24 protein-coding genes and 1 tRNA gene are annotated in these 25,220 nt (G+C 68.4%); 11 read left to right on the top strand and 14 right to left on the bottom strand.

The window, feature by feature from the left end; genetic code table 11:
• Positions 1–143: 143 nt before the first annotated feature.
• Together KF889_09250 and KF889_09255 are read right to left on the bottom strand one after the other, a co-directional pair.
• Positions 144–920 (bottom strand): SEL1-like repeat protein, encoded by a 777-nt coding sequence (locus tag KF889_09250; GenBank protein MBX3499618.1) that lies wholly within the window; start codon positions 918–920, stop codon positions 144–146.
• A 200-nt stretch (positions 921–1,120) separates the two neighbouring features.
• Positions 1,121–1,197, bottom strand: a tRNA-Ile gene (locus KF889_09255).
• Positions 1,198–1,417: 220 nt separating this feature from the next.
• On the opposite strand from KF889_09255, the gene rimP reads away from it, so the two are divergent.
• The 5 genes from rimP (at position 1,418) to KF889_09280 (ending at position 8,945) form a co-directional block, all read left to right on the top strand.
• Positions 1,418–1,963 (top strand): ribosome maturation factor RimP, encoded by a 546-nt coding sequence (gene rimP / locus KF889_09260; protein MBX3499619.1) that lies wholly within the window; start codon positions 1,418–1,420, stop codon positions 1,961–1,963.
• Positions 1,964–1,981: 18 nt separating this feature from the next.
• Positions 1,982–3,553, top strand: coding sequence for a transcription termination/antitermination protein NusA (nusA, locus tag KF889_09265; GenBank protein ID MBX3499620.1), 1,572 nt, complete (start codon positions 1,982–1,984; stop codon positions 3,551–3,553).
• 18 nt (positions 3,554–3,571) lie between these two features.
• Entirely contained in the window at positions 3,572–4,264 is a 693-nt protein-coding gene (locus KF889_09270) for an RNA-binding protein (protein ID MBX3499621.1), read from the top strand.
• A gap of 2 nt (positions 4,265–4,266) precedes the next feature.
• A complete protein-coding gene (gene infB / locus KF889_09275; protein ID MBX3499622.1) occupies positions 4,267–7,275 on the top strand; it encodes a translation initiation factor IF-2 in 3,009 nt (1,002 codons plus the stop codon).
• 89 nt (positions 7,276–7,364) lie between these two features.
• Positions 7,365–8,945, top strand: a complete 1,581-nt coding sequence (locus KF889_09280) for a winged helix-turn-helix domain-containing protein (GenBank protein MBX3499623.1) — start codon at positions 7,365–7,367, stop codon at positions 8,943–8,945.
• Between the two features lie 9 nt (positions 8,946–8,954).
• Here KF889_09280 and KF889_09285 read toward each other — a convergent pair whose 3' ends face one another.
• Together KF889_09285 and KF889_09290 are read right to left on the bottom strand one after the other, a co-directional pair.
• The gene (locus tag KF889_09285) at positions 8,955–9,245 is read right to left on the bottom strand and encodes a hypothetical protein (protein ID MBX3499624.1); all 291 of its coding nucleotides are present in this window, start codon (positions 9,243–9,245) and stop codon (positions 8,955–8,957) included.
• 182 nt (positions 9,246–9,427) lie between these two features.
• Positions 9,428–10,051, bottom strand: a complete 624-nt coding sequence (locus KF889_09290; protein MBX3499625.1) for a hypothetical protein — start codon at positions 10,049–10,051, stop codon at positions 9,428–9,430.
• A gap of 172 nt (positions 10,052–10,223) precedes the next feature.
• Here KF889_09290 and rbfA point away from each other — a divergent pair, with 172 nt between their 5' ends.
• Positions 10,224–10,676 (top strand): 30S ribosome-binding factor RbfA, encoded by a 453-nt coding sequence (gene rbfA / locus KF889_09295; protein ID MBX3499626.1) that lies wholly within the window; start codon positions 10,224–10,226, stop codon positions 10,674–10,676.
• On the opposite strand, the gene KF889_09300 is transcribed toward rbfA, so the two are convergent.
• Both KF889_09300 and KF889_09305 read right to left on the bottom strand, forming a co-directional pair.
• Complete coding sequence (locus KF889_09300) at positions 10,662–12,710, bottom strand: thioredoxin domain-containing protein (GenBank protein MBX3499627.1); 2,049 nt, start codon at positions 12,708–12,710, stop codon at positions 10,662–10,664. The two genes, rbfA and KF889_09300, sit on opposite strands and share 15 nt — an antisense overlap.
• A gap of 139 nt (positions 12,711–12,849) precedes the next feature.
• On the bottom strand, positions 12,850–14,040 hold the full coding sequence (locus tag KF889_09305; protein ID MBX3499628.1) for a diaminopropionate ammonia-lyase: 1,191 nt from the start codon (positions 14,038–14,040) through the stop codon (positions 12,850–12,852).
• Between the two features lie 83 nt (positions 14,041–14,123).
• Between KF889_09305 and KF889_09310 the strand changes: the two genes are divergently transcribed.
• The 3 genes from KF889_09310 to KF889_09320 are packed head-to-tail and all read left to right on the top strand — an operon-like array spanning position 14,124 to position 15,916.
• Positions 14,124–14,381: a hypothetical protein gene (locus KF889_09310; GenBank protein ID MBX3499629.1), complete on the top strand. Its 258-nt coding sequence runs from the start codon at positions 14,124–14,126 to the stop codon at positions 14,379–14,381.
• A gap of 5 nt (positions 14,382–14,386) precedes the next feature.
• Positions 14,387–14,743: a (2Fe-2S) ferredoxin domain-containing protein gene (locus KF889_09315; GenBank protein ID MBX3499630.1), complete on the top strand. Its 357-nt coding sequence runs from the start codon at positions 14,387–14,389 to the stop codon at positions 14,741–14,743.
• 18 nt (positions 14,744–14,761) lie between these two features.
• Positions 14,762–15,916, top strand: a complete 1,155-nt coding sequence (locus KF889_09320; GenBank protein MBX3499631.1) for an OmpA family protein — start codon at positions 14,762–14,764, stop codon at positions 15,914–15,916.
• Between the two features lie 136 nt (positions 15,917–16,052).
• Here the strand turns inward: KF889_09320 and KF889_09325 are convergent, their stop codons facing one another.
• The 3 genes from KF889_09325 to hisF all read right to left on the bottom strand — a co-directional run bounded on the left by KF889_09325 (position 16,053) and on the right by hisF (position 18,106).
• Positions 16,053–16,802, bottom strand: coding sequence for an HAD family hydrolase (locus KF889_09325; GenBank protein ID MBX3499632.1), 750 nt, complete (start codon positions 16,800–16,802; stop codon positions 16,053–16,055).
• Positions 16,803–16,854: 52 nt separating this feature from the next.
• Positions 16,855–17,259, bottom strand: a complete 405-nt coding sequence (locus tag KF889_09330; GenBank protein MBX3499633.1) for a phosphoribosyl-ATP diphosphatase — start codon at positions 17,257–17,259, stop codon at positions 16,855–16,857.
• A gap of 73 nt (positions 17,260–17,332) precedes the next feature.
• Positions 17,333–18,106, bottom strand: a complete 774-nt coding sequence (gene hisF / locus KF889_09335) for an imidazole glycerol phosphate synthase subunit HisF (protein MBX3499634.1) — start codon at positions 18,104–18,106, stop codon at positions 17,333–17,335.
• A gap of 167 nt (positions 18,107–18,273) precedes the next feature.
• Here hisF and KF889_09340 point away from each other — a divergent pair, with 167 nt between their 5' ends.
• Positions 18,274–19,380, top strand: a complete 1,107-nt coding sequence (locus tag KF889_09340) for a TRAP transporter substrate-binding protein (GenBank protein ID MBX3499635.1) — start codon at positions 18,274–18,276, stop codon at positions 19,378–19,380.
• Positions 19,381–19,395: 15 nt separating this feature from the next.
• Here the strand turns inward: KF889_09340 and KF889_09345 are convergent, their stop codons facing one another.
• From KF889_09345 to KF889_09360, 4 genes are all read right to left on the bottom strand, one after another.
• Entirely contained in the window at positions 19,396–20,982 is a 1,587-nt protein-coding gene (locus KF889_09345; protein MBX3499636.1) for a TRAP transporter large permease subunit, read from the bottom strand.
• A 9-nt stretch (positions 20,983–20,991) separates the two neighbouring features.
• Positions 20,992–21,528: a TRAP transporter small permease subunit gene (locus KF889_09350; protein MBX3499637.1), complete on the bottom strand. Its 537-nt coding sequence runs from the start codon at positions 21,526–21,528 to the stop codon at positions 20,992–20,994.
• Positions 21,529–21,625: 97 nt separating this feature from the next.
• Positions 21,626–22,354, bottom strand: coding sequence for a 1-(5-phosphoribosyl)-5-[(5-phosphoribosylamino)methylideneamino]imidazole-4-carboxamide isomerase (hisA, locus tag KF889_09355; protein ID MBX3499638.1), 729 nt, complete (start codon positions 22,352–22,354; stop codon positions 21,626–21,628).
• Positions 22,355–22,395: 41 nt separating this feature from the next.
• Positions 22,396–23,580: an aminotransferase class V-fold PLP-dependent enzyme gene (locus tag KF889_09360; protein ID MBX3499639.1), complete on the bottom strand. Its 1,185-nt coding sequence runs from the start codon at positions 23,578–23,580 to the stop codon at positions 22,396–22,398.
• 214 nt (positions 23,581–23,794) lie between these two features.
• Here KF889_09360 and KF889_09365 point away from each other — a divergent pair, with 214 nt between their 5' ends.
• Positions 23,795–24,499 carry a M48 family metallopeptidase gene (locus KF889_09365; protein MBX3499640.1) on the top strand — a complete coding sequence of 235 codons (705 nt, stop codon included), beginning with the start codon at positions 23,795–23,797 and terminating at the stop codon, positions 24,497–24,499.
• Here the strand turns inward: KF889_09365 and KF889_09370 are convergent, their stop codons facing one another.
• The gene (locus tag KF889_09370; protein MBX3499641.1) at positions 24,500–25,207 is read right to left on the bottom strand and encodes a helix-turn-helix domain-containing protein; all 708 of its coding nucleotides are present in this window, start codon (positions 25,205–25,207) and stop codon (positions 24,500–24,502) included.
• Between the last annotated feature and the right edge of the window lie 13 nt (positions 25,208–25,220).

Consider the following 25,220-nt stretch of genomic DNA (forward strand, 5'->3'; position numbering starts at 1 on the left):
CAGATCTCTCGGTTTCAATACGGCCCGGATACTGTCGGTCCATATTGAAACCGAAACACAATAGAACCGACACATGCGGTACAAATCGCAATCACACCCAAAAGGTTCACTCTGGCGGCCCGTTTCGGTTCCCGTTCCGACCCCTAATCCCGGGATGGGACCATTGTGGTACCGAGCTTTTCTCCGTTGGCTAAGTTACGGCCCTGCCACGCTTTTGTCGCCCTCTCCCCATCGAGATCAAGATCGGTCATCGCCCACTTGCTGGGAATCCGGCCCTTCCACTGGCCCCGACTGGTCAGGGCTATGAAGCCGGCATCCTGAAGTTCGTCGAAGGCGCGCTTTACGGTTGCCTTGCCCAGCCGCAGCAGGCGTGCCCCCTCGTCCAGGCTCAAGGTCAGCTGACCGTTGTTGCCGCCCGTGAATCTGCTGCGCAGCTCCAGCCAGACCTTGACAGCCGGTCCGCTGAGGCCGCGCCACGCTGGGCTGTGCAGAATCTCAGGAGACAAGTGCACGGCTTGTGCCTTGGAGGCCGGCTCCACCTCCCGTACCGACCGGCCAACCTGCAGCGGCGCGCCCCGGCCCTCGGCATCCATCTCCGCGAGGGCGGCCTGGGCGACCGCGCGGCCCTGCGCAGCGGCGAGCCGGAACCATTTGATCGCCTCGACATCGTCGCGCGGCAGGCCGCGGCCACCGGCGTACATCACCCCCAAGGTCGTCTGGGCACTGGCATCCCCGGCTTCGGCGGCCAGCCGGAACCACCTGATCGCTTCGGCAAGATTCCTGGGCGTTCCCTGGCCCCGGGCGTGCATCCACCCGAGATTGACCTGGGCACTCGCCTCTCCCCGCAGCGCGCGAGCCGACCAGAGCTGGAGAGCGGTCGGATAGTCGCCGCGATCGTAGGCAGATTGCGCGTCGCTCATTCCCAGCACCGTAGCCGGTGTGCGGCCGGACCCGGATTGTCGCAGAAATCGATCGTCACAGGAACGTATTGTTGCCGCGGAGGTGAGAGAATCCGGGTACTGCCCTGATAACTCCGCCATTTCAGCTGGAGAGCCGGGCAAGAAGCGCAAGGCCGCAGGTCCGATCCACCCATCGTGCCGTCGGGTTCGTGGCGGGTTCGTGGTAGGCCCGGCAGGACTTGAACCTGCGACCAAACCGTTATGAGCGGTCCGCTCTGACCAGCTGAGCTACGGGCCCCCGAAAGCGTGGTATCAGCCCGCCCCGATCCGGCGCAAGGGCGGCCCCCGAAAGGAACGTTTCGGCCCGATTCCGCTGGACTCGCGGGGGGCCCTTTACTATATGCAGCGGCACATTACAGGCGGTCCGATACCGGACCTAACAACAAAGAGCGGGCGAAAGCCCGCTCTTGTCGTTTGAAGCACCGGGATCGTGGGCCGCCGGGCAAGACGGAAGGCCAGTGGACAACGGTCGACTGACGGAACCGGAACGGCGCATCGCGGCCCTGTTGGCACCGACCATCGAGGGGCTGGGTTATGAACTCGTGCGCGTCCTGATGGCCGGAGGTCGTGAGGGCCGGCTGCAGATCATGGCCGAGCGCCTCGACGGCGTGGCCATGTCGGTCGAGGATTGCGCCGCGATCAGCCGATCGGTGTCGGCCGTGCTCGATGTCGAGGATCCGATCCCGCATGCCTACGAGCTGGAGGTCAGCTCGCCGGGCATCGACCGGCCGCTGACGCGGCGCAAGGATTGGACGCGCTGGGCGGGCCACGTGGCGCGCGTCGAGCTCAGCGAACCGGTCGACGGCCGCCGCCGGGTCAAGGGCGTGATCCTGGGTCTGGAGAACGACATCGCCCGCCTGCGGATGGACGAGGGCGGCGAGATCGCCATCCCGCTCTCGACGGTTCACCGGGCCAAGCTTGTACTGACGGACGCGTTGATCGAGGAGAGTTCGAAGTCCGACGATTCCGGCGCCGCTGGACGCGCGCCGGCTTCGGCACACTGAACGGATGGGAGCGATGACATGGTAACGACCGCAGACATCCCCCGCCTGGAGATGCTCCAGGTCGCGGACGCGGTGGCGCGCGAGAAGAGCATCGACCGCGAGGAGGTCCTCGAGGCGATGGAGATGGCGATCCAGAAGGCCGGCCGCTCCAAGTACGGCCTGGAGCACGACATCCGCGCCGAAATCGACCGCCGCAACGGCGAGATCCGCCTGCTGCGCTTCATGCAGGTCGTCGACGTGGTCGAGAACGAGGCGACGCAGATCGCGGTGCCCGAGGCGCAGCGCCGCAACCCCGAGGCCCAGGTCGGCGACTTCCTCACCGACGAGCTGCCACCGATCGATTTCGGCCGCATTGCCGCGCAGACCGCCAAGCAGGTGATCACCCAGCGCATGCGCGAGGCCGAGCGCAAGCGGCAATACGAGGAGTTCAAGGACCGCGTCGGCGAGATCGTCTCGGGCGCCGTCAAGCGCGTCGATTTCGGCAACGTCATCGTCGATCTCGGCGGCCGCGCCGAGGCCATCATCCGCCGCGACGAAAGCATCCCGCGCGAGGCGCTGCGCCCCAGCGACCGCGTGCGCGCCTATATCTACGACGTTCGCGAGGAGCCGCGCGGCCCGCAGATCTTCCTGTCGCGCACCCATCCGCAGTTCATGGCTGCGCTGTTCAAGCAGGAGGTGCCGGAGATCTACGACGGCATCATCGAGATCAAGGCGGTGGCGCGCGATTCGGGCAGCCGCGCCAAGATCGCCGTGCTGAGCCACGATCCCAGCATCGATCCGATCGGCGCCTGCGTCGGCATGCGCGGCGCGCGCGTGCAGGCTGTCGTGCAGGAGCTGCAGGGCGAGAAGATCGACATCATCCCGTGGTCGCCCGAGCCGGCCAATTTCGTCGTCAACGCGCTGGCGCCGGCCGAGGTCAGCAAGGTCGTGATGGACGAGGACAATGGCAAGCTCGAGGTCGTGGTGCCCGACGACATGCTGTCGCTGGCGATCGGCCGGCGTGGCCAGAACGTGCGGCTGGCCTCGCAGCTCACCGGCTGGGACATCGACATCCTGCCCGAGTCCGAGGAGTCGGAGCGCCGCCAAAAGGAGACACGCGATCGCGTCGATGCCTTCGTCGCCGCGCTTGATGTCGACGAGGTGATAGCCCATCTGCTGGTCGCCGAGGGCTTCACGCGCATCGAGGAAGTCGCCTATGTCGAGCTCGGCGAGCTGACCTCGATCGAGGGCTTCGACGAGGGCCTGGCGCAGGAGCTGCAGCGCCGCGCCGTCGAGTTCATCGAGAAGCGCGACGGCGAATTCGAGGAGAAGCGCAAGGAGCTCGGCGTTGCCGACGAGGTGCGCGACATCGAGGGGCTGACGCCGGCGATGCTGGTGAGCCTGGGCGAGGCCGGCGTGAAGAGCCTCGACGACCTCGCCGACCTGTCGGGCGACGAGTTGGTCGATCCCAAGGACGGCATCCTGCGCGAGTTCGACCTCGACCTCGACACGGCCAACGCCATCATCATGAAGGCGCGCGCCCACTGGTTCGCCGACGAGGGCCAGGGCGAAGGCCAGGACGAAGGTCAGCAGGACGCGGCGGCGGAGTAAGGGAGCGACGGAACGGGCATGCTGGACGTGGTGGGTACTGAAACAGCGGACGCAACGGCCGTGGTCGCCTCGGGCGACGACGAGCGCGGGCCGCTGCGCACCTGCCTGGCCACCGGCGAGGTGCTGCCGCGCGAGCGGCTGATGCGCTTCGTCGTCGGCCCCGACGGCCAGGTCGTGCCCGATCTCGCCGGCAGGCTGCCGGGCCGCGGCCTGTGGCTGACGCCCACGCGCGCCGCCCTCGAGAAGGCGATCGCCCGCAAAGCCTTCGCGCGCGGCGCCAGGCGCCAGGTCAGCGTCGATGCCGGCCTCGCCGATCTGATCGAGCGGCAGCTGCTGGAGCGCGCCTTGGGCGCGCTGGGCTTCGCCCGCCGTGGCGGACACGCGGTGTCGGGTTTCGCCAAGGTCGAGGAACGCCTGCGCGGCCGCAAGATCGCGCTGGTCGTGGTCGCGACCGATGCCCAGGACAGCGACGGGCGCGCCAAGCTCGCCGGCTGGGGCGTGCGGATGGTCGCGTTCTGCGACGCGGCCACCCTGGGCAGGATCTTCGGTCGCGAGAACGCGACCTATATCGGCATCGCTCGCGGTGCCGCCGCATCGGTCGCCGCGGCGATCGATCGCTTCCTGGATTTTCGCGGGCGTATGGACGCCGGCGAGGGCTATGACACCCAGGCGTCGTCGTCGACGGCGTACCGAGGATCGGAGAACGGCTGAACATGACGGATAGCACCGAGACCAAGCAGAGCAAGCCGCTGACGCTCGCCGGCGCCGGCCGCCTTGATCTGAAACCGAAGGTCGAGGCGGGGCAGGTGCGCCAGAAGTTCTCGCATGGGCGCACCAAGGCGGTGACCGTCGAGGTCAAGAAGAAGCGCATCGTCGGCCCGGCGGCGGCCGCGCCCACAGCGGCGCCTGCGGTCGCTCCGGCCGCACCGGCGGCTCGCGCACTGCCAGCGCGCTCCGCCGAGGCCAGGCCCGCCGAGGCCAGGCCCGCCGAGGCCAGACCCGCCGAGGCGAGGCCGGCCGCGCCAGCTGCCGCGAAACCGGCAACCGCGCCCGTCAAGGTCGAGGCGCCGCCACCGCCACCGCCAGCGCCATCGCCGCCTCCGGCGCCGACGTCCGCCCCGGCGGCTGAGCCGGCGACGGCCACGGCGGCGCCCGCGGTTTCCGCGCCGGCGCCCCGCCCGGCCGCGCCGCCGGCGACACCGGCAGTCACCACCAACCGTCCTGCACCCGCAGCGAACCTGCGCCCGGCCGGCACCACCGCGCCGCGAGGCACGAGCACGGCTCCGGCGACGCCGGCGAGGATCGTGCGTCCAACGCCAGCCCCGGCAACAAGACCGCAGGGCCGCGGCGTTGTGCTGCGCACGCTGACGCCCGAGGAACGCGAGGCGCGCGCCAAGGCGCTTGTCGGATCGGTGCGCGACGACGAGGAGCGCCGCAAGCAGCGCGAGGAGGCGGCCAAGCTGCGCGCGGCCGACGAGGAGCGCCAGCGCCGCCAGCGCGAGGAAGCCGAGCGGCGCGCCGCCGAGGAAGAGGCGCGCAAGAAGGCTGATGAAGAAGCGCGCAAGCGTGCCGAAGGACAGGCGCAGCGCCATCTGCGCGATGCGCAGGCCAAGGCCGACAACTCGCCGGTCGCGGCGCGCCGAGCCCAGCAACTCGCCGAGATCGGTGCCGAGGACGCGGCGCCGGCGCCTCGCCGTGCGCCCGGACCCGGGCCGGGACCGCGCCCGCCGGGGTCGGGCCTGGGCCCCTCCGCGCCACGCCGGCCGGCGATGGCGCCGCCAAAGCGGCCGACGACGCCGGGCCGCCGCGAGGACCCCAAGCGGCGCACCGGCAAGGTCGACGTCAACGCCGCGCTCAACGACGAGGACACGATTCGCGGGCGTTCGGTCGCCGCGCTGCGCCGGGCCAACGAGAAGGAAAAGCGCAAGATGCAGACGGGTCAGGCGCAGACCCAGAAGCTCTATCGCGAGGTGACGATCCCCGAGACGATTACGGTCCAGGAGCTCGCCAGCCGCATGACCGAACGCGGCGTCGACGTGATTCGCATCCTGATGAAGATGGGCCAGCTGGTGACCATCAACCAGGTGATCGACGCCGACACCGCCGAGCTGGTCGTTTCCGAGATGGGCCACACGCCCAAGCGCGTGACCGAGGCCGACATCGAGGTCGGCCTGGGCACCGTCGTCGACGCCGACGAGTCGCTGCTGCCGCGCCCGCCCGTGGTCACCATCATGGGCCACGTCGATCACGGCAAGACGTCGCTGCTCGACGCGCTGCGCTCGACCGACGTCGCCGCGCACGAAGCCGGCGGCATCACCCAGCATATCGGCGCCTATCAGGTCACGCTGGAAGGCGGCCAGAAGATCACCTTCCTCGATACCCCGGGCCACGAGGCGTTCACCGCGATGCGCTCGCGTGGCGCCAAGGTGACCGACATCGTCGTGCTGGTGGTTGCGGCCGATGACGGCATCATGCCGCAGACCATCGAGGCCATCGCCCACGCCAAGGCGGCGAAGGTGCCGATGATCGTCGCCATCAACAAGATCGACAAGGGCGGCGCCGACCCCGCCCGTGTGCGCCAGGCCCTGCTGCAGCACGAGGTGCAGGTCGAGGAGTTCGGCGGTGACGTGCAGTCGGTCGAGGTCTCTGCGCTGAAGAAGATCAATCTCGACAAGCTGCAGGAGGCCATCCTGCTGCAGGCCGAGATTCTCGATCTCAAGGCCAATCCGAACCGCGAGGCCGAGGGCACCATCGTCGAGGCCAAGCTCGATCCGGGCCGCGGCTCGGTGGCGACGGTGCTGGTACAGCGCGGCACCTTGCATGGCGGCGACGTCTTCGTCGCCGGCGCCGTGTGGGGCCGCGTGCGTCGTCTGGTCGACGATCGCGGCCAGCAGGTCGATGCGGCGCCGCCGGCGTATCCGGTCGAAGTGCTGGGTCTCAACGGCACGCCCGAGGCCGGTGACGAGTTCCACGTCGTCGACAGCGAGGCACGCGCCCGCGAGATCGCCGAGTTCCGCGCCCGGCGCGACCGCCAGGCGCAGCTCGCCAAGGAGGCCGGCGGCCGCGGCAGCCTCGAGGAGATGCTCAAGGGCATCCGCGAGGGCACGGCCAAGGATCTGCCCGTGGTCATCAAGGCCGACGTGCAGGGCTCGGTCGAAGCGATCGCCGCCTCGCTGCAGAAGCTCAGCACCGAGAAGGTCGCGGTGCGGGTGCTCTACAGCGGCGTCGGCGGCATCAACGAGTCCGACGTCACCCTGGCGCGCGCTTCCAACGCCGTGATCATCGGCTTCAACGTGCGCGCCAATCCGCAAGCTCGCGAGGTCGCCAGGCGCGACAAGATCGAGATCCGCTACTACTCGATCATCTACAACGTCGTCGACGACGTGAAGGCGCTGATGACGGGTCTGCTGGATCCGACCTACAAGGAGAACTTCCTCGGCTACGCCGAGATCCGGCAGGTCTTCAAGATCACCAAGGTCGGCAACGTCGCCGGCTGCATGGTCACCGAGGGCGTGGTCAAGCGCGGCGCCAAGGTGCGCCTGCTGCGTGACAACACCGTCATCCACGAAGGCACGCTCAAGACGCTCAAGCGCTTCAAGGAAGAGGTGCGCGAGGTCAACAACGGCTTCGAGTGCGGCATGGCCTTCGAGAACTACGAGGACATCCGCCCTGCCGACCAGATCGAGTGCTTCGAGGTCGAGGAGGTCCGTCCGACGCTGTAGGGCGTCGGGGAGCACAACCGGACGGAGTGTTCGAGCGGCCTGCGTGTATACTGGTCACTGTCGCGTTGAAACCGGGCGATGGCGGGACCGTGGACGAGCAGGTTGTCGACATCGGGCGCTGGCGTCTGCTGCCGCGAAGCCGCACTTTGATGGACGGCGAGCGCCGCCAGTCCCTCGGTGCCCGCACAACGGATCTGCTTCTCGCCCTAATCCGGGCGCGGGGCGAAGTCGTCTCGCAGCAGCAATTGATGGCCGCCGCATGGCCCGGGCGCGGTGTCGTCGAGCAGGCCAATCTCACCGTCCAGATCTCTGCCCTGCGCAAAGCCTTCGGCGATTCCGGCGCCGCCATGATCATTACCGTGCCCGGACGCGGCTATCGCTTCGGCGGGACGCTGCCACGGCCCGATTCGGTGCCCGCGGCGCCGGGCGCCCTGGCGTCGGTCGGGATCGGGCAGGGACCGTCGCTGGTCGTCCTGCCGTTCCGCATGCTGGGCGGTGACGCCGACCAGACGTTCTTTGCCGACGGCCTGGTTGAGGACCTGATCACGGCGCTGTCGCGCGTGCGCTGGTTCACCGTGATCGCCCGCGCATCGGCCTTCGCATTGCGCGACCGCGACCTTACGCCGATGGCCATAGGCCGCGAGCTGTCGGTTCGCTACATGATCTCCGGCGCCGTACGCCGCGCCAACGGCCGCGTTCGCGTCAATGTCGGGCTGATACGCACCGCCGATGGAAGGGAGGTCTGGAGCGACCGCTTCGACGGCGCCGATGCCGACATCTTTGCGCTGCAGGACCAGATCGTGACCCGCATCGTCTCGGCCATCGAGCCGAATCTGCGGCGATCCGAGATCGAGGAGGTGCGTCGCCGCCCGACCGACCGCCGGGACGCCTACGAAGCATACTTGCGGGCGATCTGGCGCATGCACCCGATGACGCGCGAGAACTGCGAGGCGGCACTCGACTGGCTCAACCAGGCAATCGCGCTCGATCCGACCTTTCCCCTCGCGCTTGCCGCCGCCGGCTGGTGCCGGATGTGGCAGGTCTCACAGATCTTCCCGAACCCGGAGAAGAACGCCGCCGAAGCTATCCGGCTGGCCGAAGCGGCCCTGGACCACGGTGCCGACGAGCCGACGGTTCTAGCGCAGGTCGGCATCGTCTTCGCCTATCTCGAGCATCGGCGCACGACCGCGCTGGAGCTGGTCGAGCGCGCGGTCGCGCTGCATCCAAACTCCGCACTGACTCGGGCCGCCGCCGGCTGGGTACAGCTCTATTCCGATCGGCCCGAACGCGCGCTGGACCATTTCGACGAGGCAATAAGGCTCGATCCGATCGATCCAGGTGCCGGAGAGCCGATGACCGGCATATCCTACGCCCACCTCATGCTCGGGCAGCTCAACGAGGCTGTGTCGTGGGCCGAACGTGCGGTCGCGCACAGCGACGACAGGCTGTCGGCATGGCGCGCGCTGGTTGCGGCGCTGGGTGCCGCGGGCCAACCCGCACAAGAGGCGCTGGCTGCGCTGCTCGTGCGCGATCCCACCTTCAGCATCGCGCGCTTCGTGCAGTTCAACGCCCGGCGCGCCGGCAAACGGGTGATTCAGGCCGTCGTCGAGGGCTTCGGGCGCGCGGGCGTGCCGCAAGGCGACAGCGGGCCGACGGACGCGGCCCGCTGAGCCGATCGATCAGGTGAAAAGTCTTGCGCTGCCGGTGCAGGACCACAGCGTGACCGAGATGTGGTCCTTGCCGCGCTTGATCTCGATGCGCTTCAGCGATTTCCAGTCGCTCTTGTGGCCGACGAAATCGATCCGCCAGCCTTCCTTGCGGTCGAGCACGGTCTTGACGGCATTGTCGAACGTCGTGCCCGGCTTCAGGTAAAGGTCCCATTCGTTGGTATCGACCGATGGCCAATAGCCGCCGGAGAGCGCCGCCTTCTTGGATGTCGGCTCCCGGTGGTTCGGGCCATGCTTGTTCAAGCGGTAGCGATAGCTCCTGTAGCTCTTCGTGCAGGCGATTCGGAGATCCCGGTCAGCTTCCATCGTCTCGGAGACGGAGGCTGGTGCGACACTGCGTCCCCGCACGAAAGGGTCCACGGGTGGAGCTTCCCCTAGCCGAAGGAGCGGTTGCAGGCGTCGCCGCCGCTCCGTCGAAGGCTCGGTCACGACGATTTGTGGATGCCCACAGCCTCGACGAAGATGCCCCAGTTCTCGGCGTTCCGCTTCGCTTTGGCCGGATCGTTGACCGCCAGCTTTGCGGATCGCTTCGCTCCATAGGCTTCCTTGACATCACCGTCGGAATCAAATCCGACCGGCACGTCCTTCGTATTCAGCAACAGGTGCGACAGCTCATGCACGAGAGTTTCGTACTTGCTCTGGCTGTAGAAGGTCGCATCCACGACGCCTCCTTGCAGCGGCAGGTACTCAGGCAGGCTGCTGAACCCCTCGTCGAGATTCATGTGGTCGTTCGTTCCCGTGCCCGTGAGCTGCGTCGAAAAATCGAGTCCGTTCTTGGTGCGCCAGGAGGCCGCGTTGGCGCCGCGGTCGTCGCGCGGCGCAAAGCCGACCTTGATCGTCCGGACATTGATGTTCGAACGCCACTTCCTCAGCGTCGTCGCCAGTTCCTTCTTCCACGTTTGGCTGGTGTCGCCAAACCAACGTTGACACGCCGCGTCGGCCTGGCCGCCCTGGACACGCGCTGCCGCGATCTCGAGGCCGCTCATCAACGGCGCCTGAAGCTTCACCAGGCTCAAGCTAACGTACGGAATGATCCCAACAAGAGCCATGCGACCCTCCTCTTGCGACAGATGGCGATTGGGGTGAACAATCATTCGTCACGCGACAATAGGTACCGGACGACCACCGCCAAAAGACCCAAAAAATTCCAAAAAACCTGCAAAGGGCACAAAGGCAGTGTCCAGGTTGCACATAAGGGCCCGCGCAAGTATTGGGAGCCATATGAGCCGTCGAAAGTCCTCGGCCAAAGCCGGCGCCGATCCTGCCGGCCGGCCCAAATCTCCGCGCCAGCTGCGCGTCGGCGAGGAGCTGCGCCACGCCCTGGCGCGGCTGTTCGAGCGCGGCGACATGCGCGATCCTGAGCTGCGCGGCGCCTCCGTGACCGTGACCCAGGTCGATTGCAGCCCCGACCTGCGCAACGCCGTCGCCTATGTGATGCCGCTGGGCGGCGTCGATCGCGAGCGCCTGCTGTCCGCCATGCGCCGCGCTGCGCCCTATTTCCGCTCCCAGCTGGCGCGCATGGTCGAGTTGCGCCACGCCCCCGAGCTGCAGTTCCGCATCGACGAATCCTTCGACTACGCCGGCCGCATCAACGAGCTGCTGCACTCGCCCGACGTGGCCCGCGATATCGAAGCCGGCAGCGAGGACGAAGAGAAGCAGTCAGGCAGCCAGTAGCTTTGCAAGTTCGCGCGGCGCGGTCACCGGCGCCGAGCAGGCCATCGACCGGCAGACATAGGCGGCGGCCTTGCCCGCGACCAGCCCCTTGCCGAAGGCCGGATGCCCGGGCGGCAGCGACTCTTGCGGCCCGAGCCGCCTCAGCACCTTGTTCGGCAGCGATCGGGCCTGGACCGCCGCATGCAGCGCGCGGGTGCCGGGGTTGGCGGTGTCTCCGACGATGACGATCTCGACGGTGTCTTCGAGCAGCTCGGCGTTGTTCATCAGGCTCATCAGCGGAAAGAAGTTGCGCTCGACCTCGCCGGCAAAGGCGAGCACAAGCCGCTCGGCCCTGTCGCGGTAGCCCGCCACGCCGGTCAACAGCCACAACCGGGCCAGCACGCCGACCATGACGCCGTTGCCCGAGGGCGTGGCGCCGTCGTGCGCATCCTTGCGCCGCACGATCACGTCGGCGGCGTCCGTAGCGGTAAAGAAGTAGCCGCCGCCGTCAGCATCGGGGAAATGCATATCGAGAGTCTCGACCAGCTGGCGTGCCGCGTCGAGGTAGGAGTCGCCGCTGCCCGCCTCGACCAGCGCGAGCGCGCCGCGCGCCAGATTGGCGTAGTCGTCGAGCGTGCCGCGATGCTTGGCCTGACCGAGGCGCCAGCTGTGGGCGAGGCGCCCATCGGCGCCGCGCATGTCACGCCACACCGCGTCGAAAGCACGTCGGGACGCGGCCAGCCAGTCGGGCCGATCGAAGACCTGCGAGGCGTTGGCCAGCGCCGCGATCATCATGCCGTTCCAGTCGGCCAGCACCTTGTCGTCCCAGCCCGGCCAGACGCGCTTGTCGCGCACCGCCTTCAGCTTCGCGCGCAGGTCCGCCAGCCGCGCCTCTTCGGATCCAACCAGCAAGGCTGGCCGGCGGTTGCGGTGCAGGATCGCGTTGCCGTGCTCCCAGTTGCCCTCGTCGGTGATGTCGTAGACGGCGCGGAAGAAGGCCGCGTCGGCACCCAGCACGGCATCGACTTCGGCAGCCGTCCAGACGTAGAACTTGCCCTCGACGTGCTCGCTGTCGGCGTCGTAGGTCGCCGCGAACGCGCCGTTGGCGGCAACCATCTCGCGCAGGACCCATTCGCAGGTCTCGGCGATTCGCTGCGCGTAGAGCGGACTCCTTGTCTCCTGCCAGACCAGCGTCAGCAGATCGATCATCTGCGCGTTGTCGTAGAGCATCTTCTCGAAATGCGGGACCAGCCACTGGGCGTCGGTCGAGTAGCGTGCGAAGCCGCCGCCGAGATGATCGTAGATGCCGCCCTGGCACATGCGATCGAGCGTGACGGTCACGGCGTCGGACAGCATTGCGTCGGCGCGCCCGCCCGCCAGCCACGACCGCCACAGCCGTTCGAAGACATGGGTGCTGGGAAACTTCGGCGCCTGGCCGATGCCGCCCCACGTCGGATCGACCTCCTGTGCCAGCCGGGCCGAGACCTGGTCCAGCAGCGCACGCGGCAGGGCCGAGCCGCCCGGCGGCACCTCGACGGCGACGCTCCGCGCCCGTTCGCGCATCGCCGCAAGCAAGGCCGCGCGATTCTTCTCGATCGCATCCTTGCGATCGCGGAACGCGCCGGCGACGCTCCTGAGCACGTCGATGAAGCTCGGCCGGCCGTAGCGCGCCGGATAGGGAAAATAGGTGCCGCCCCAGAACGGCTCGCCGTGCGGCGTGCAGAACATGGTGAGCGGCCAGCCGCCCTGCTCGCCGAGCAGGCCCAGCGCCTGCTGGTAGATCGCGTCGATGTCGGGCCGCTCCTCGCGGTCGACCTTGATGTTGACGAACAGCTTGTTCATCACCGCGGCGACCTCGGGCGTCTCGAAGCTCTCCTGCGCCATCACGTGGCACCAGTGGCAGGCCGCGTAGCCGACCGACAGAAGCACCGGCACATCGCGCCGGTTGGCCTCGGCCAACGCCGCCTCGCCCCACGCCCACCAATGCACGGGATTGTCAGCGTGCTGCAGCAGATAGGGGCTGGTTTCCTCGGCCAGGCGATTGCGATCGGTCATGGCAGCTCCTGTAGTCGTGCGGGAGATCGAAGGCAGCCGCGCGGCTGTGACGACAGAGCACCGTCGGCAGTTCAAGCGCGCCTGTCATCCCTCGCTACATTCGGATGGACAGGGCGGCTTCTCCCTTCTGCTTGCCGCACTATCGCCGTTCGGCCGTCGCGGTCGCCTGCGCCAGCGAAAGGCCGGTCGCGCGCTCGAACAGGTCGGGCTCGCCGAACGCGCCCTCGCTGTTGATCAGCAGCACGCGGCTCTTCGCGCCAAGCCCCAGTGCCGCGCGCGCCTGCCGGTCGGCGCACAGACGCAGCAAAGCCGCCATCCCGGATGACCCGGAAGGACCGGCGACGACTGTCGGGTCGCCGCCGTCTGGACGGGCCAGCACGCGCATGGCCGGTGGCACGTGCTCCTCCTCGATGGTCATGAACCAGTCGGCCCCCAGCCCAAGGATCGGCCAGGTCAGCGGCGAGATCTCGCGGCATGCCAGGCCACCCATCGACGTCGTGGCGTCACCGCTGGCCAACGCCGGCCGGCCGGAGCGGTTGCTCTGGAACCAGCAATCGGCGCTGTGCGGCTCGACGATGATCGAGGTCGGGCGGGTATCGCCCAGGCGTTCCCAGAAAAGGCCCAGCACCGCCGCGGCGAGCCCGCCGACGCCGGCCTGCAACAGCACGTGCGTCGGCGTGGCGCCGGCCTGCTTCAGGATCTCGTCGGCCAGCACGGTGTAGCCCTGCATGACATATGTCGGGATCGTCTCGTAGCCCGGCCATGAAGTGTCGGAGATGATCGTCCAGCCCCGCGCCTGCGAGGTTTCGCGGCACTGGGCCACCGCCGCCTCGTAGTCGCCATCGACCCTGACGATCTCGGCGCCCCGCGCGCGGATCGCGGCTTCCTTCTCCGCGCTGGTGAAGGACGGCAGGAAGATCACGCTCCTGGCGCCGAAGATCCTGGCGCCGGCCGCGACCGCGCGGCCATGATTGCCCGAGCTCGCCGTGGCGAAGGTGAACTGCGCGTGCGATCGGCCGGCCAGCTGGTCGAAGCCGCTCGCACCCACCGCATCGCGCAGGACCCGGCCGACCGCGAAAACCCCGCCCAGCGCCTTGAAGGCGCCAAAGCCGAAGCGCAGGCTTTCGTCCTTCACCGTCAGGGCCTCCAGCCCGAGGCGGCGCGCCATCGCCGGCAGGTCGTGCAGGGGCGTCGACCGATGCGCCGGGCAGCCCGCCAACGCGGCCTCGACCTCGGCCAGGCCGGCGGCGGAGACAACCGCGCGCTGCGCCGGGCCATATGCGGCGGCAGTGTGGCGGCGGGGATTGATCTGAAGCCAGGATGGGGTCATGGCGCTCTGTACCATGGCCGGCAAGTATCTGGCGTGGCTGGATTGTCTCCCCTATTGTTCGGCCAATAACAGGGGTGTCGCCGATGAAGGTCAATGTCGAGATCGACTGCACACCGCAGGAAGCGCGTGCCTTCTTCGGGCTGCCCGACCTGCAGCCCATGCAGGGGCGCATTCTCGACGAGATCGAGGCGCGGATGAAGGCGGCGCTGGCGTCGATGGAGCCGGAAGCGGTGTTCAAGACCTGGCTGCCGGCGACCATGCAGGGCGTCGAGCAGGTCCAGCAGCTGCAGCAGATGTTCTGGTCGCAACTGGCCTCGCTCGCCGGTGGCCAGAAGAAGTGAGCGAGATGAGCGATCCCGCAGCCTACTACCGCGCCCATGTCTTCTGCTGCACCAACCGGCGCCCAGACGCGCATCCGCGCGGCTCCTGCGCCGCGCGCGGGTCGGAGGATCTGCGCGATCACATGAAGAACCGGGCGCGCGAGCTGGGGCTCAAGGATGTGCGCATCAATGCCTCGGGCTGCCTTGACCGCTGCGAGCTCGGGTCGACGATCGTGATCTATCCCGAGGGCGTCTGGTACAGCGTCGCGACCAGGGAAGACGTCGAGGAAATTTTGCAGACGCATGTCAGGGATGGCGGTCGCGTGCCGCGCCTGATGCTGCGTCCAACGGACAAGCTGCCGGCCGACCGCGCAGCGGACTAAGCAAGGGGGAAGCGCGAGATGGGCCGTGGTCTGGCACTCGCAATCATGCTGCTGGCGGCGGCCGGGGCGGGCCTGGCGTTCGTCAAGCCCTGGGGCTGGCCGCGCGGCGACCTGATTCGCGCCCAGAACGAGCGGGCGGCGGCGGAGCGCGCGGCGCTCGAACAGTCGCTGCTCCAGGCCAAGGCCGATCTCGCACGCGCGACCGCGGCAAAGACCGAGGCCGATCGGCTGGCCGGGATGGATCGCGAGCAGGCGGAGCGCAAGCTGACCGACCTCGAAACACATGTGAAAGGCGTGATGGCGCGCGCCGTCGACGCCGAGCGCGCGCTGGCCGCCGCGCAGGCGGCCGGTGCAGCCGCGCTCGCAAAGGCGAAGGCGGAGATGACGGAAGTCCGCGAGGAGCTTGCCCGCGCCGTGGCCGCGCGCGACGCGCTGGCGACGCGCCTGGCATCGACACAGGAGGAGTCGCAACGCGCCATCGCCCAGGCTCGCGACGAGGCGGCACGCGCCCGCGACGAGGCCGAGCGCGCCCGGGCGGGTCGGCTCGACAACGCCGCCGAGGCCGAGCTGGAGAAGCGCCTGGCAGCGGCGCGCACCGAGGCGGCCGAGCGCTTCATGGAGGCGCGCAACGAGGCCGACCGGCAGATCACCGCCGCCCAGGCCGACGCCGCGCGATGCCGCGCCGATCTCGAGCAGGCCACCGCAAAGCTGCCCGAGCCGCCGCCTGAGCCGACCCCGGCCGCGGCCCCTGCCTGCGACCCGGCTGCGGCTGCGGAGCCAGCTTCGGCAAGTGCCGTGATCCCGGCCACCGCGATCGCCCAGCAGCTCGCCACGTCGGGCCACATATCGCTGTACGTGCCGTTCGACACCGGCAGCGCGGTGGTGAAGCCCAATGCACTGCCCTCGATCGAGCCGATCGCCGCGGCCCTGCGGCAGGACCCGAAGCTTAAGCTCCTGCTGGTCGGCCATACCGACAGCCAGGGCGATTTCGGCTTCAATCGCCAGCTGTCGGAGAACCGCGCCAAGGCGATCGTCGACCAGCTGATCGCCAAGCACGGCATCGATCGCGCGCGCCTGGCCTATGCCGGCGTCGCCGACCTGTCGCCGATCGCCACCAACGACACCGATACCGGCCGCCAGCGCAACCGGCGAGTCGAGCTGGTCAAGCGGTAGAGCGATACTCTCACTGTCTTCCAGAGCGCAGCGAGGGATCCAGACCGACCGTGGATCCCTCGCTGCGCTCGGAATGACAAGTGAGTTCGATCAACGGCGCGCCGCTCTGGAGCGATACTCTGGCCGTCATCCCTCGCTACGCTCGTGATGGCAGAGTCTCGTCGATCAGCAGGTCGGCGAGACGGGCGATGATGCGATCGGGTCGGACATCGCTGCCTTCGGGCAGGCCGTCGCCATCGGGGTCGTACCAGATGCCCCGCAGGCCCAGACGCTGCGGCGTGACGACCTCCCATTCGACGTTGTCGCCGACCATCCAGGCCTCGCGCGCGCTGCAGCCCAGCCTGCCCAGCGCGTGGTGATAGACGTCGGGCTCGGGCTTGCCGCGGCCGAACTCGCCTTCGATCTGGATGTGGTCGAAATGCCGCGCGAGATCGAAGCGCTCGATCTTGGCGCGCTGGACCTCGCCGCGGCCGTTGGTCACCAGCGCCAGCTTCACCCCGGCCTGGCGCAGCGTCGCCAATGTGTCGTGGGCGTCGGGATAGAGCCGGTACTCGGCCCGCCGCATCTCGGTGAAGGCATCGGCGATCTCGGCCGCGAGATCATCGTCGCGATGGCCCAGGCGCGCGAAGCCACCCTGGACGACCAGCCGCCGCGCGCCAGCGATGTCGATGCGCCAGCGCGCCGCCTCGAGCGGGTCCTTCCAGAAGGCGTTGGCCGACGCCACGATGGCATCCCTGACGGCATCGACATCGGCGCCGGGCACACCGTTCGCCAGCGTATCGCGGTAGCGCGCCAGCAGGCGGCCCCATGCCTCGACCGGCCTGGCGTAGGCACGGATGATCGTGTCGTCGAGATCGAAGAGGATGGCCGCCGGCAGATGCTTCATCGGCGCTGGCTTACGCCGAACCGGCCGATCACGCCAGACTCGTCACGCCCAATCACCTGGCGTTGCGCTTCGCCTTCTCGGTGAGCCCGGATACGCCTTCGCGCCGCGCCAGCTCGCCCCAGACTTCATCCGGCCGGATGCCCAGCGTCGCCCACAGGGCCAACAGGTGGTAGAGTAGATCGGCGCTTTCGGCCACGAGCTTCTCGGCGTCGCCCTTGATCGCCTCGATGACCGCCTCGGTGGCTTCCTCGCCGAGCTTCTGGGCGAGCTTGTCGCGACCGCGCGCCATCAGCTTCGCCGTGTACGAGGTCGATGGATCGGCGCCCCGGCGGCTTTCGATGGTGGCATAGAGGCGATCGAGCATGTGCGCGTCCGGCTCGCCCCGCTCGGCAAGTTGTCGTGCCTGCGCCTTCTTGGATTTGGCAGCCTTCTTCTTGCTGCCCTTACTCTTCGCCATACTCGGGGTCCACTAGGGGGATAGACGCCGACATTTTCGTCAGTTGTTTAGTTCGTATCGCAACACCGTAATATTACAGGGATTTCGCAATTTGTCGAACCGGAACGCCGGATTGTGCCAAGTGCGCCTTGGCTTGGGCGATGGAGAAGATCCCGAAATGGAAGATTGAGGCTGCCAGGACGGCGCTGGCGCCGCCCTTCGTGACACCCTCGACCAGGTGATCGAGCGTGCCGACGCCGCCGGATGCGACCACCGGCACCGACACGGCGTCGCTGACCGCACGCGTCAGGCCGAGGTCGAAGCCCGACTTGGTGCCGTCGCGGTCCATCGCCGTCAGCAGGATCTCGCCCGCGCCGCTGCTGGCCATGCGCCTGGCCCACTCGACGGCGTCGAGGCCGGTCCCCTGGCGGCCACCGTGGGTGAAGACCTCCCACTTGCCAGGTCCGACCTGCTTGCAGTCGATCGACACGACGATGCACTGGTCGCCGAACTTCTCCGCCGCTTCGCTGACGAACTCGGGCCGGCTTACCGCCGCGGAGTTGATCGACACCTTGTCTGCGCCGGCCAGCAGAAGGCGGCGGATGTTCTCGTTGGTACGCACGCCGCCGCCCACGGTCAGCGGCATGAAGCAGCGCTCCGCCGTGCGGCCGACCACGTCGTAGATCGTGTCGCGGTTCTCGTGGCTGGCGGTGATATCGAGGAAGGTGAGCTCGTCGGCGCCGGCGGCGTCGTAGACGCTGGCCTGCTCGACCGGATCGCCGGCGTCGACCAGATCGACGAAGTTCACGCCCTTGACCACGCGGCCGGCATGCACGTCGAGGCAGGGAATGATGCGCACCTTCAGCATGCGTCCTGACTAGCACGAACGCGCTGCGGATCGGACCTGCGCTTTACAGTCGCGCGCCGCGACCTATAGACTTTCCCGGTTCCGGCCCCGAGCGCGATGCCAGATCGCCCGTCGCTGCAGAGTGTTGTGTCCCGCGACGGCGGATCAACAACGTTGGGAGATGCTCAATGGCTGCGATACGGCGACGTAAGTTTGCGAAGACCGCTGTGGTCGGCACGGCGGCGGTGGCGGCGACCACGCTGGCCGCTCCGGCAATCTCACAGCAGCGCACCGAATGGCGCATGGTGACGAGCTGGCCGAAGATGTTCCCGGGCGGCGGCGTCGCGGCCCAGCGCTTTGCCGACAAGGTCGGCGCGGCGACCAACGGCCGGCTGACCATCAAGGTGTTCGCCGCCGGCGAGCTGGTGCCGGCCTTCGAGGCGTTCGACGCGGTGCAGCGCGGCACCGCCGACTGCATGCATTCGACGCCCTATTACTGGCAGAACAAGTCGAAGGTGCTCAGCCTGTTCACCACGGTGCCCTTCGGCATGACCAACTACGAGTCCGTGGCGTGGCTGCGCCACGGCGGCGGCCAGGCCCTGTGGGACGAGATCTACGGCGGCTTCGGACTCAAGGGTTTCCACTCCGGCTCGACCAGCGTGCAGATGGCCGGCTGGTTCAACCGCGAGATCAAGTCTGCAGCCGACGTGAAGGGCCTGAAGATGCGCATCCCCGGGCTGGGCGGCGAAGCCCTGCGCAAGCTCGGCGCGACCATCGTCAACCTGCCGGTGGGCGAGATCTTCGGCGCCCTGCAATCGGGTGCGATCGACGCCACGGAATGGGTCGGCCCATGGCAGGACCTCGCGGCCGGCTACTACAAGGCGGCCAAGTTCTACTACTGGCCCGGCATGCACGAGCCGGCGACGCTCACCGAGATCACCGCCAACAAGGCGAAATGGGATGCCCTGCCCAAGGACATCCAGCAGATCTTCGCCTGGGGCTGTGGCGACGAGCACTGCGAGGCGACGGCCGAGAACGACGCCAACAACGCCGGCTCGCTGGTGACCCTGATCAACCAGCACAAGGTGCAGCTCAAGCGTCTGCCCGACGAGTTCATCGTCGAGTACGGCAAGGCGTGGAACGAAGTGCTGACCGAGTTGCGCACCACGGGCGACGCCATCACCAAGAAGATCTTCGACTCCTACTACAAGTTCCAGCGCGAGCAGATGGCGTGGTCGCGCATCGGCCTGCAGGAGTACCTGAACGCCCGCCTCACGGGCTTCAAGTTCAACTGATCAAAAGGGGCGGCGTCAGTTGCCGCCCTTCAGCAACCGGTCCAATACCGGATCGCCACCGCCGGCCGGCTTCGCGGCCGGCGGTTTGGCGAGAATGTCGTCGAGGGGCGACGCAGAGGGCGCGGCCGGGGAAGAGGGCGGCGGCGTACCTGCCGGACGCTTCAGCAGATCGTCGAGGACCGAGCCCGGCGCCTGGCCCGCCGTGGCCGCCGGCGGGGCGAACAGCACGCGCGGCAGCCAGGTGGCCAGGCCGGGCGCCGCCCAGAGCACGCCGATGGCGACGAGTTGCAGGGCGACGAACGGAATCACTCCGCGATAGATATGCATGGTGGTGATCGATGGCGGTGCCACGCCACGCATGTAGAACAACGCGAAGCCGACCGGCGGGGTGATGAACGCGGCCTGCAGGTTCAGGCCGATCATCACGCCCAGCCAGACCGCCTCGACCCCCATGCCGAGGATCGCCGGCGCCGTCACCGGCACGACGATCAGGATGATCTCCAGCGTGTCCATGAAGAAGCCGAGGATGAACATCACGGCCATCACGGCTATCACCGCCCCGAACGCCCCACCGGGAGCGCTCGTCAGCAGTTCCTCGATCATGTGCTCGCCGCCCAGGCCACGGAAGACGAGCGAGAAGACGGAAACGCCGAGCACGATGCCGAAGACCATGGCGCTGATCATCGCCGTGGTGCGCATCACGGCCTTGAGCATCTCGAAGGAGAAGGCGCGGTTGAGTCCCGCCAGGACCATGGCCCCCACTGCGCCGATCGACGCGGCTTCGGTCGGCGTGGCGATGCCGCTCAGGATCGAGCCCAGCACGGCCACGATCAGCACCAGGGGCGGCACCAGCGCCCGGATGAAGCGCCGCCCGAGCGAGGCGCGTTCCTCGTCGGTCATCACCATGGCCGGACAGCTTTGCGGCCGCGCCACTGCGAGGAACAGGACGTAGAGGATGTACAGGCTGACCAGGCAGAGGCCCGGGATGAAGGCGCCGGCGAAAAGGTCGCCGACCGACACGGGCTCGACGGCAACACCGCGTTTCATCGCCGCCAGCTGGTTGGCGCCCATCAGCAGGTCGCCGATGAAGATCAGGATGATCGAGGGCGGAATGATCTGGCCCAGCGTACCCGAGGCGCAGATCACGCCGGTCGCCAGCTTGGGATCGTAGCCCGCCCGCATCATCGCCGGCAGGCTAAGCAGCCCCATGGTGACCACGGTGGCGCCGACCACGCCGGTCGAGGCCGCCAGCAGCGCACCGACGATCACGACGGCGATCGCCAGGCCACCGCGCATCTTGCCGAACATCTGGCCCATGGTCTCGAGCAGGGCCTCGGCGATCTTCGATCGTTCGAGCACCGATCCCATGAAGATGAACAGCGGCACCGCGACCAGCACCTCGTTGGTCATGAAGCCGAAATAGCGCGACGGCAGGCTGGTGAGGATGATCGGGTCGAACACGCCCAACACCCAACCCAGGCCGGCGAAGATCAGTGCGAAGCCGGCCAGCGAGAAGGCGATCGGGTAGCCGGCCAGCACGCCGAAGATACTGATCGCGAACAGCGCGATGGCGAGGATGTCGGCGATCAGGGTCGGTGACATGGTGTGCGCTCAACCCAGCGGCCCGGCGATGCGCTCGACCGGCGGCGGCTCGAGCCCGCGGATCACCATCACCGAGCGGCCGATCCAGGCCAGACCCTGCAGCCCCAGCAGCACGGGGAAGATCACGATGGCGCTCTTCAGCACGTACATCGCCGGCATGCCGTTGCTCTGCACCGAGATCTCGTTGGTCGCCCACGAGTAGCCGACGTAGCGCCAGCCGGTCCAGACGATCAGCGCCAGCCAGGGCAGCAGCAGGAAGACCACGCCGAACAGATCGATCCACGCCTTCGTTTTCCGACTGGCGCTGGCGTAGAAGATGTCGACGCGGACATGGACGTTGCGCAGATAGGCGTAGCCGGCGCACAGCATGAACACCAGCGCGTGCGTCCAGACGTAGAGTTCCTGCATCCAGACAAAGCCCGTGCCGGCGGCGTAGCGCAGGAAGACCACGGCGCCGCAGATCAGCACCGTCGCCAGCGTCAGCCAGGCGACGACCCGCCCCACTCCGTCATTGATCCGGTCAATCGCCCGAATCGCGCGCGCCATTCCGACCATGGCGTACCTCCCCTGGCTGCTCTCTGGCGGAGCCATGTGCATCAGGCTTAGCACGATTCACGCCAGCGGCCTAACCGCAGCGGGCGTTTCAGGCCTTCAGGAGCTTCAGGGCTTCGCCGATCGCGATGCGGCCGTCATAGAGCGAACGGCCGGCGACGACGCCGACGATGCCCGAATGCTCGTGCTGCTTGAGCTCGCGCAGATCGTCGAGCGAGGACACGCCGCCCGAGGCGATCACCGGCGTGGTCAGATGGAAGGCCAGATTCACCGTCTGATCGACGTTGACGCCGCCCATCGCGCCGTCGCGGTTGATGTCGGTGTAGATCAGTGCGGCGACGCCGGCGTCCTCGAACTTCAGCGCCAAATCGAGCGCCTTGACCGTCGACTGCTTGGTCCAGCCGTCGACCGCCACCAGCCCCTCGCGCGCGTCGATGCCGACGGCGACGCGACCGGGCCATTGCTTGCAGGCGTCGCGGACGATCGACGGTTCGTTGACCGCCACCGTGCCGAGGATCACCCGGCGCACGCCGGCCTCGAGCCACAGCGAGATGGTCTTCAGGTCGCGGATGCCGCCGCCGAGCTGCACCGGCACCTCGCCGATCGCCTCGAGGATCGACACGACAGCCGCCTTGTTGACCGGCCGGCCCTCGACCGCGCCGTTGAGGTCGACGAGGTGCAGCCATTCGCAACCGGCCTGGACGAAGCGCCCGGCCTGGTCGGCGGGGTCGCTGTTGAAGACGGTGGCGGCCGCCATGTCACCGCGCAGCAGGCGCACGCACTGGCCGTCCTTCAGATCGATGGCGGGGAACAGGATCATCGGCCGGGGTTTAGCGGACCCCGCCCGGCGATGCAAAGGCGTCAACGCCGCGCCGCGTCCAGGGCCGCGACGAAGCGGTCGAGCTCGGCCTCGGTGTTGTAGATGTGCACGGAGGCGCGCACGACGTCCTTCAGGCCGCGGCCCTCCAGGTCGAGCCGCGAGGAGAACTGGGTCGAGACCGAGCAGTTGATGGCCTGCGCCCGCAGCCGGGCCTTGATGGCGGTGTGCTCGGCCCCATCGACCGAGAAGGTGACGATGCCACCCCGGACCGCGCCAAGATCGGCGATATGGATGCCCTTCAGCGCCGACAGCCGCGCCCGCAGTCCATCGGCCAGCAGCCTGATGCGCGCCCAGACCGCGTCCATGCCCAGCTCGACCGACTGGTCGGCGGCGGCGGCGAGTCCCAGCACGCCGGCGAAATAGCGCTCCCAGTTCTCGAAGCGCTTGGCGTCGGGCACGACCTTGTATTCCTCCGAGGCCGTCCAGCGCGCCGCGTGGTTGTCGAGGAAGATCGGCTCCATCTTCTCGTAGGCCGAGCGCCTGGCGTAGAGGAAGCCGGTGCCGCGCGGCCCGCGCATGTACTTGCGGCCGGTGGCCGACAGGAAGTCGCAGCCCAGCGCCTCGACATCGATCGGCATCTGGCCGACCGACTGGCAGGCATCGAGCAGGTAGGGCACGCCGGCCTGGCGGGCGATCCTGCCGACCGCCTCGGCCGGCTGCACCAGGCCGCCCTGCGTCGGAACATGGCTGATCGCGATCAGCCGCACACGTTTGTCGATCAGGCTGGTGAGCGCGCCGACATCGATCTGGCCGGTGTTGTCGTCGGGCACGGCCACGATCTCGACGCCGGTCTTCTTCGCCACCTGCAGGTAGGAGATGTAGTTGCTCGAGTACTCGCTGACGCAGGTCAGGATGCGCTCGCCCGGCCTGTAGCTCTCCGCCAGGGTGTAGAAGGCGAGATCCCAGGCGCGCGTGGCGTTCTCGACGAAGGCGATCTCGTCCGCCTGCGCGCCGATCAGCTTCGCGATCGAGGGATAGAACGCGTCGAGCCGCGCGCGCTCGCGATCGGCCGCCTCGTAGCCGCCGATCTCGGCCTCGAGCCTGAGGTGATCGAGCGTCGCATCGAGCGTGCGCCTGGTCGGCAGCGCGGAGCCGGCGTTGTTGAGATGCAGGACGTGGGCGCAGCCCGGTGTCTCGGCGCGCAGGCGATCGATGTCGAGAGTCATGGTCGCGACACTAGCGCCTGGCGTCGGGCGCGCGCCACGGAGACATTGTCTCGCACAATCCAGATGTGGCAGGTTTAGGCAACAAGAGCATCAAGCGTTCGTTCCCCCTCGAGCAAGCAGCCCGATGTCCCTGTCCGACTCGCTGCGCGATCTGTTGCCGGGTGCGTCCCGGCGGAAGCGTAGTGCGCCCGTAGCGGCCAGGCCGAAGCCGGCCTTGCCGCCACCCGAGGCGATCACCGTCGATCACGCCGGCATGGCGCTGGTCGTGATCTTCGAGCGCAGCCCCAGGGCGCGGCGCGTGTCGCTGCGCGTCGACCAGCGCAGCGGCCGCGTGCGACTGGTGGCGCCGCCGCGCATGGCGCGCGAGACGGCGCTGGGCTTCGCCCGCGCCCAGGCGGCGTGGATCCACAGCCGCACCCTGCGCATGACGCCGCCGGTGCCGTTCGCCGACGGCGCCGAGATCCCGCTGTTCGGCACGCCGCACGTCGTGCGCCATCGGCCTGAACGGCGCGGCACGGTGTGGCTCGAGGAAGGCGCATTGCATGTCGCCGGTCGCATGGAGCATCTGCCGCGCCGCCTGCACGACTGGCTGTCCGGCGAGCTGCGCGTGCGCGTCTCGGCGCTGGCGCATGCCAAGGCGGCGAGCATCGCCCGCAGGGTCACGCGCATCACCGTGCGCGACACCGCCACGCAGTGGGGCAGCTGCACGCGCACGGGCGGCCTGAGCTTCTCGACAAGGCTGGCCTTCGCGCCGCCGGAGATCGTCGACTACGTCGTGGCGCACGAGGTGGCGCATCTCGTGCACGCCAACCATGGCCCGCAATTCTGGGCGCTCACCGAGCGGCTCGCCGAGAGCGATGTCGCCGCCAGTCGCGCCTGGCTGCGGCGCAACGGCGAGCGCCTGATGCGCCTGGGCTGATCAGGCGCCGAGCTCAGCGCGCAGGCGGTCGAGATCGTCGAGATGCTCGGAATCGTGCGCCAGCATCGCCGACACCAGACCGTCGATTTCGATCTCGGTCGTGCCCGCCATCAGGCCTGTCCGCCGACGCTCGCCCGGTTGGAGCTTGCCGAGCCGGCCGACGATCGCCCAGCGCGTCGCGGTGAAGGCGTCGAGCGCGGCGCGCGCGTCCTGCGCCGGATAGTCGCGCTCGATGGCGAGCTTCTCGCCGTCGATGTCGGGCAGCACCGGGCGGTCCTCTTCCAGCATGCGATCGAGGCGCACGCGGTAGCCATCGCCGTCGATATCGCGCAGATGGCAGACATGCTCGACGAGCGAGAAGCCGCCCGCCTTCGGATGGAGACGCCACGAAGTCTCGGGGATCGCTTCCAGGATCGCCTTCAGCCGTCCCGGCATCGCCGCCAGCAGCGCGTTGGCGCGGCCCGGCACCTCGTCGCGGCGCGGCATCAGCTGCTCGATCAGGCAATCGAGCACGCGAGCCAGACGGGCGACGATCTCCAGCGTGCCGGTGCGCTCGCCGGCCTCGATCTGCGCCAGGTAAGCCCGGCTGATGCCGACGACCAGCGCCAGCTGGGTCTGGGTGAAGCCGCGGAACTCGCGCCAGGCGCGGACCGGATGGAAGCCGGCATCGCAACGTTCGGAGACAGGCATCGGAAGCGTATGTAGCATTTTGCTACACTAC

This window comes from Alphaproteobacteria bacterium (genome assembly GCA_019635875.1).
Lineage (GTDB): Bacteria > Pseudomonadota > Alphaproteobacteria > Reyranellales > Reyranellaceae > JAFAZJ01.

What these genes read in the sequence shown, in the direction of transcription:
- KF889_09345 (MBX3499636.1), bottom strand. Translation starts at nt 20,982, where the DNA reads ATGTCACCGACCCTGATCGCCGACATCCTCGCCATCGCGCTGTTCGCG.
- rbfA (MBX3499626.1), top strand. Translation starts at nt 10,224, where the DNA reads ATGAGCCGTCGAAAGTCCTCGGCCAAAGCCGGCGCCGATCCTGCCGGC.
- KF889_09340 (MBX3499635.1), top strand. Translation starts at nt 18,274, where the DNA reads ATGGCTGCGATACGGCGACGTAAGTTTGCGAAGACCGCTGTGGTCGGC.
- infB (MBX3499622.1), top strand. Translation starts at nt 4,267, where the DNA reads ATGACGGATAGCACCGAGACCAAGCAGAGCAAGCCGCTGACGCTCGCC.
- KF889_09325 (MBX3499632.1), bottom strand. Translation starts at nt 16,802, where the DNA reads ATGAAGCATCTGCCGGCGGCCATCCTCTTCGATCTCGACGACACGATC.
- KF889_09350 (MBX3499637.1), bottom strand. Translation starts at nt 21,528, where the DNA reads ATGGCGCGCGCGATTCGGGCGATTGACCGGATCAATGACGGAGTGGGG.
- KF889_09320 (MBX3499631.1), top strand. Translation starts at nt 14,762, where the DNA reads ATGGGCCGTGGTCTGGCACTCGCAATCATGCTGCTGGCGGCGGCCGGG.
- KF889_09270 (MBX3499621.1), top strand. Translation starts at nt 3,572, where the DNA reads ATGCTGGACGTGGTGGGTACTGAAACAGCGGACGCAACGGCCGTGGTC.
- nusA (MBX3499620.1), top strand. Translation starts at nt 1,982, where the DNA reads ATGGTAACGACCGCAGACATCCCCCGCCTGGAGATGCTCCAGGTCGCG.
- KF889_09250 (MBX3499618.1), bottom strand. Translation starts at nt 920, where the DNA reads ATGAGCGACGCGCAATCTGCCTACGATCGCGGCGACTATCCGACCGCT.
- hisF (MBX3499634.1), bottom strand. Translation starts at nt 18,106, where the DNA reads ATGCTGAAGGTGCGCATCATTCCCTGCCTCGACGTGCATGCCGGCCGC.
- KF889_09330 (MBX3499633.1), bottom strand. Translation starts at nt 17,259, where the DNA reads ATGGCGAAGAGTAAGGGCAGCAAGAAGAAGGCTGCCAAATCCAAGAAG.
- KF889_09305 (MBX3499628.1), bottom strand. Translation starts at nt 14,040, where the DNA reads ATGACCCCATCCTGGCTTCAGATCAATCCCCGCCGCCACACTGCCGCC.
- KF889_09310 (MBX3499629.1), top strand. Translation starts at nt 14,124, where the DNA reads ATGAAGGTCAATGTCGAGATCGACTGCACACCGCAGGAAGCGCGTGCC.
- KF889_09300 (MBX3499627.1), bottom strand. Translation starts at nt 12,710, where the DNA reads ATGACCGATCGCAATCGCCTGGCCGAGGAAACCAGCCCCTATCTGCTG.
- KF889_09360 (MBX3499639.1), bottom strand. Translation starts at nt 23,580, where the DNA reads ATGACTCTCGACATCGATCGCCTGCGCGCCGAGACACCGGGCTGCGCC.
- KF889_09315 (MBX3499630.1), top strand. Translation starts at nt 14,387, where the DNA reads ATGAGCGATCCCGCAGCCTACTACCGCGCCCATGTCTTCTGCTGCACC.
- KF889_09290 (MBX3499625.1), bottom strand. Translation starts at nt 10,051, where the DNA reads ATGGCTCTTGTTGGGATCATTCCGTACGTTAGCTTGAGCCTGGTGAAG.
- KF889_09370 (MBX3499641.1), bottom strand. Translation starts at nt 25,207, where the DNA reads ATGCTACATACGCTTCCGATGCCTGTCTCCGAACGTTGCGATGCCGGC.
- hisA (MBX3499638.1), bottom strand. Translation starts at nt 22,354, where the DNA reads ATGATCCTGTTCCCCGCCATCGATCTGAAGGACGGCCAGTGCGTGCGC.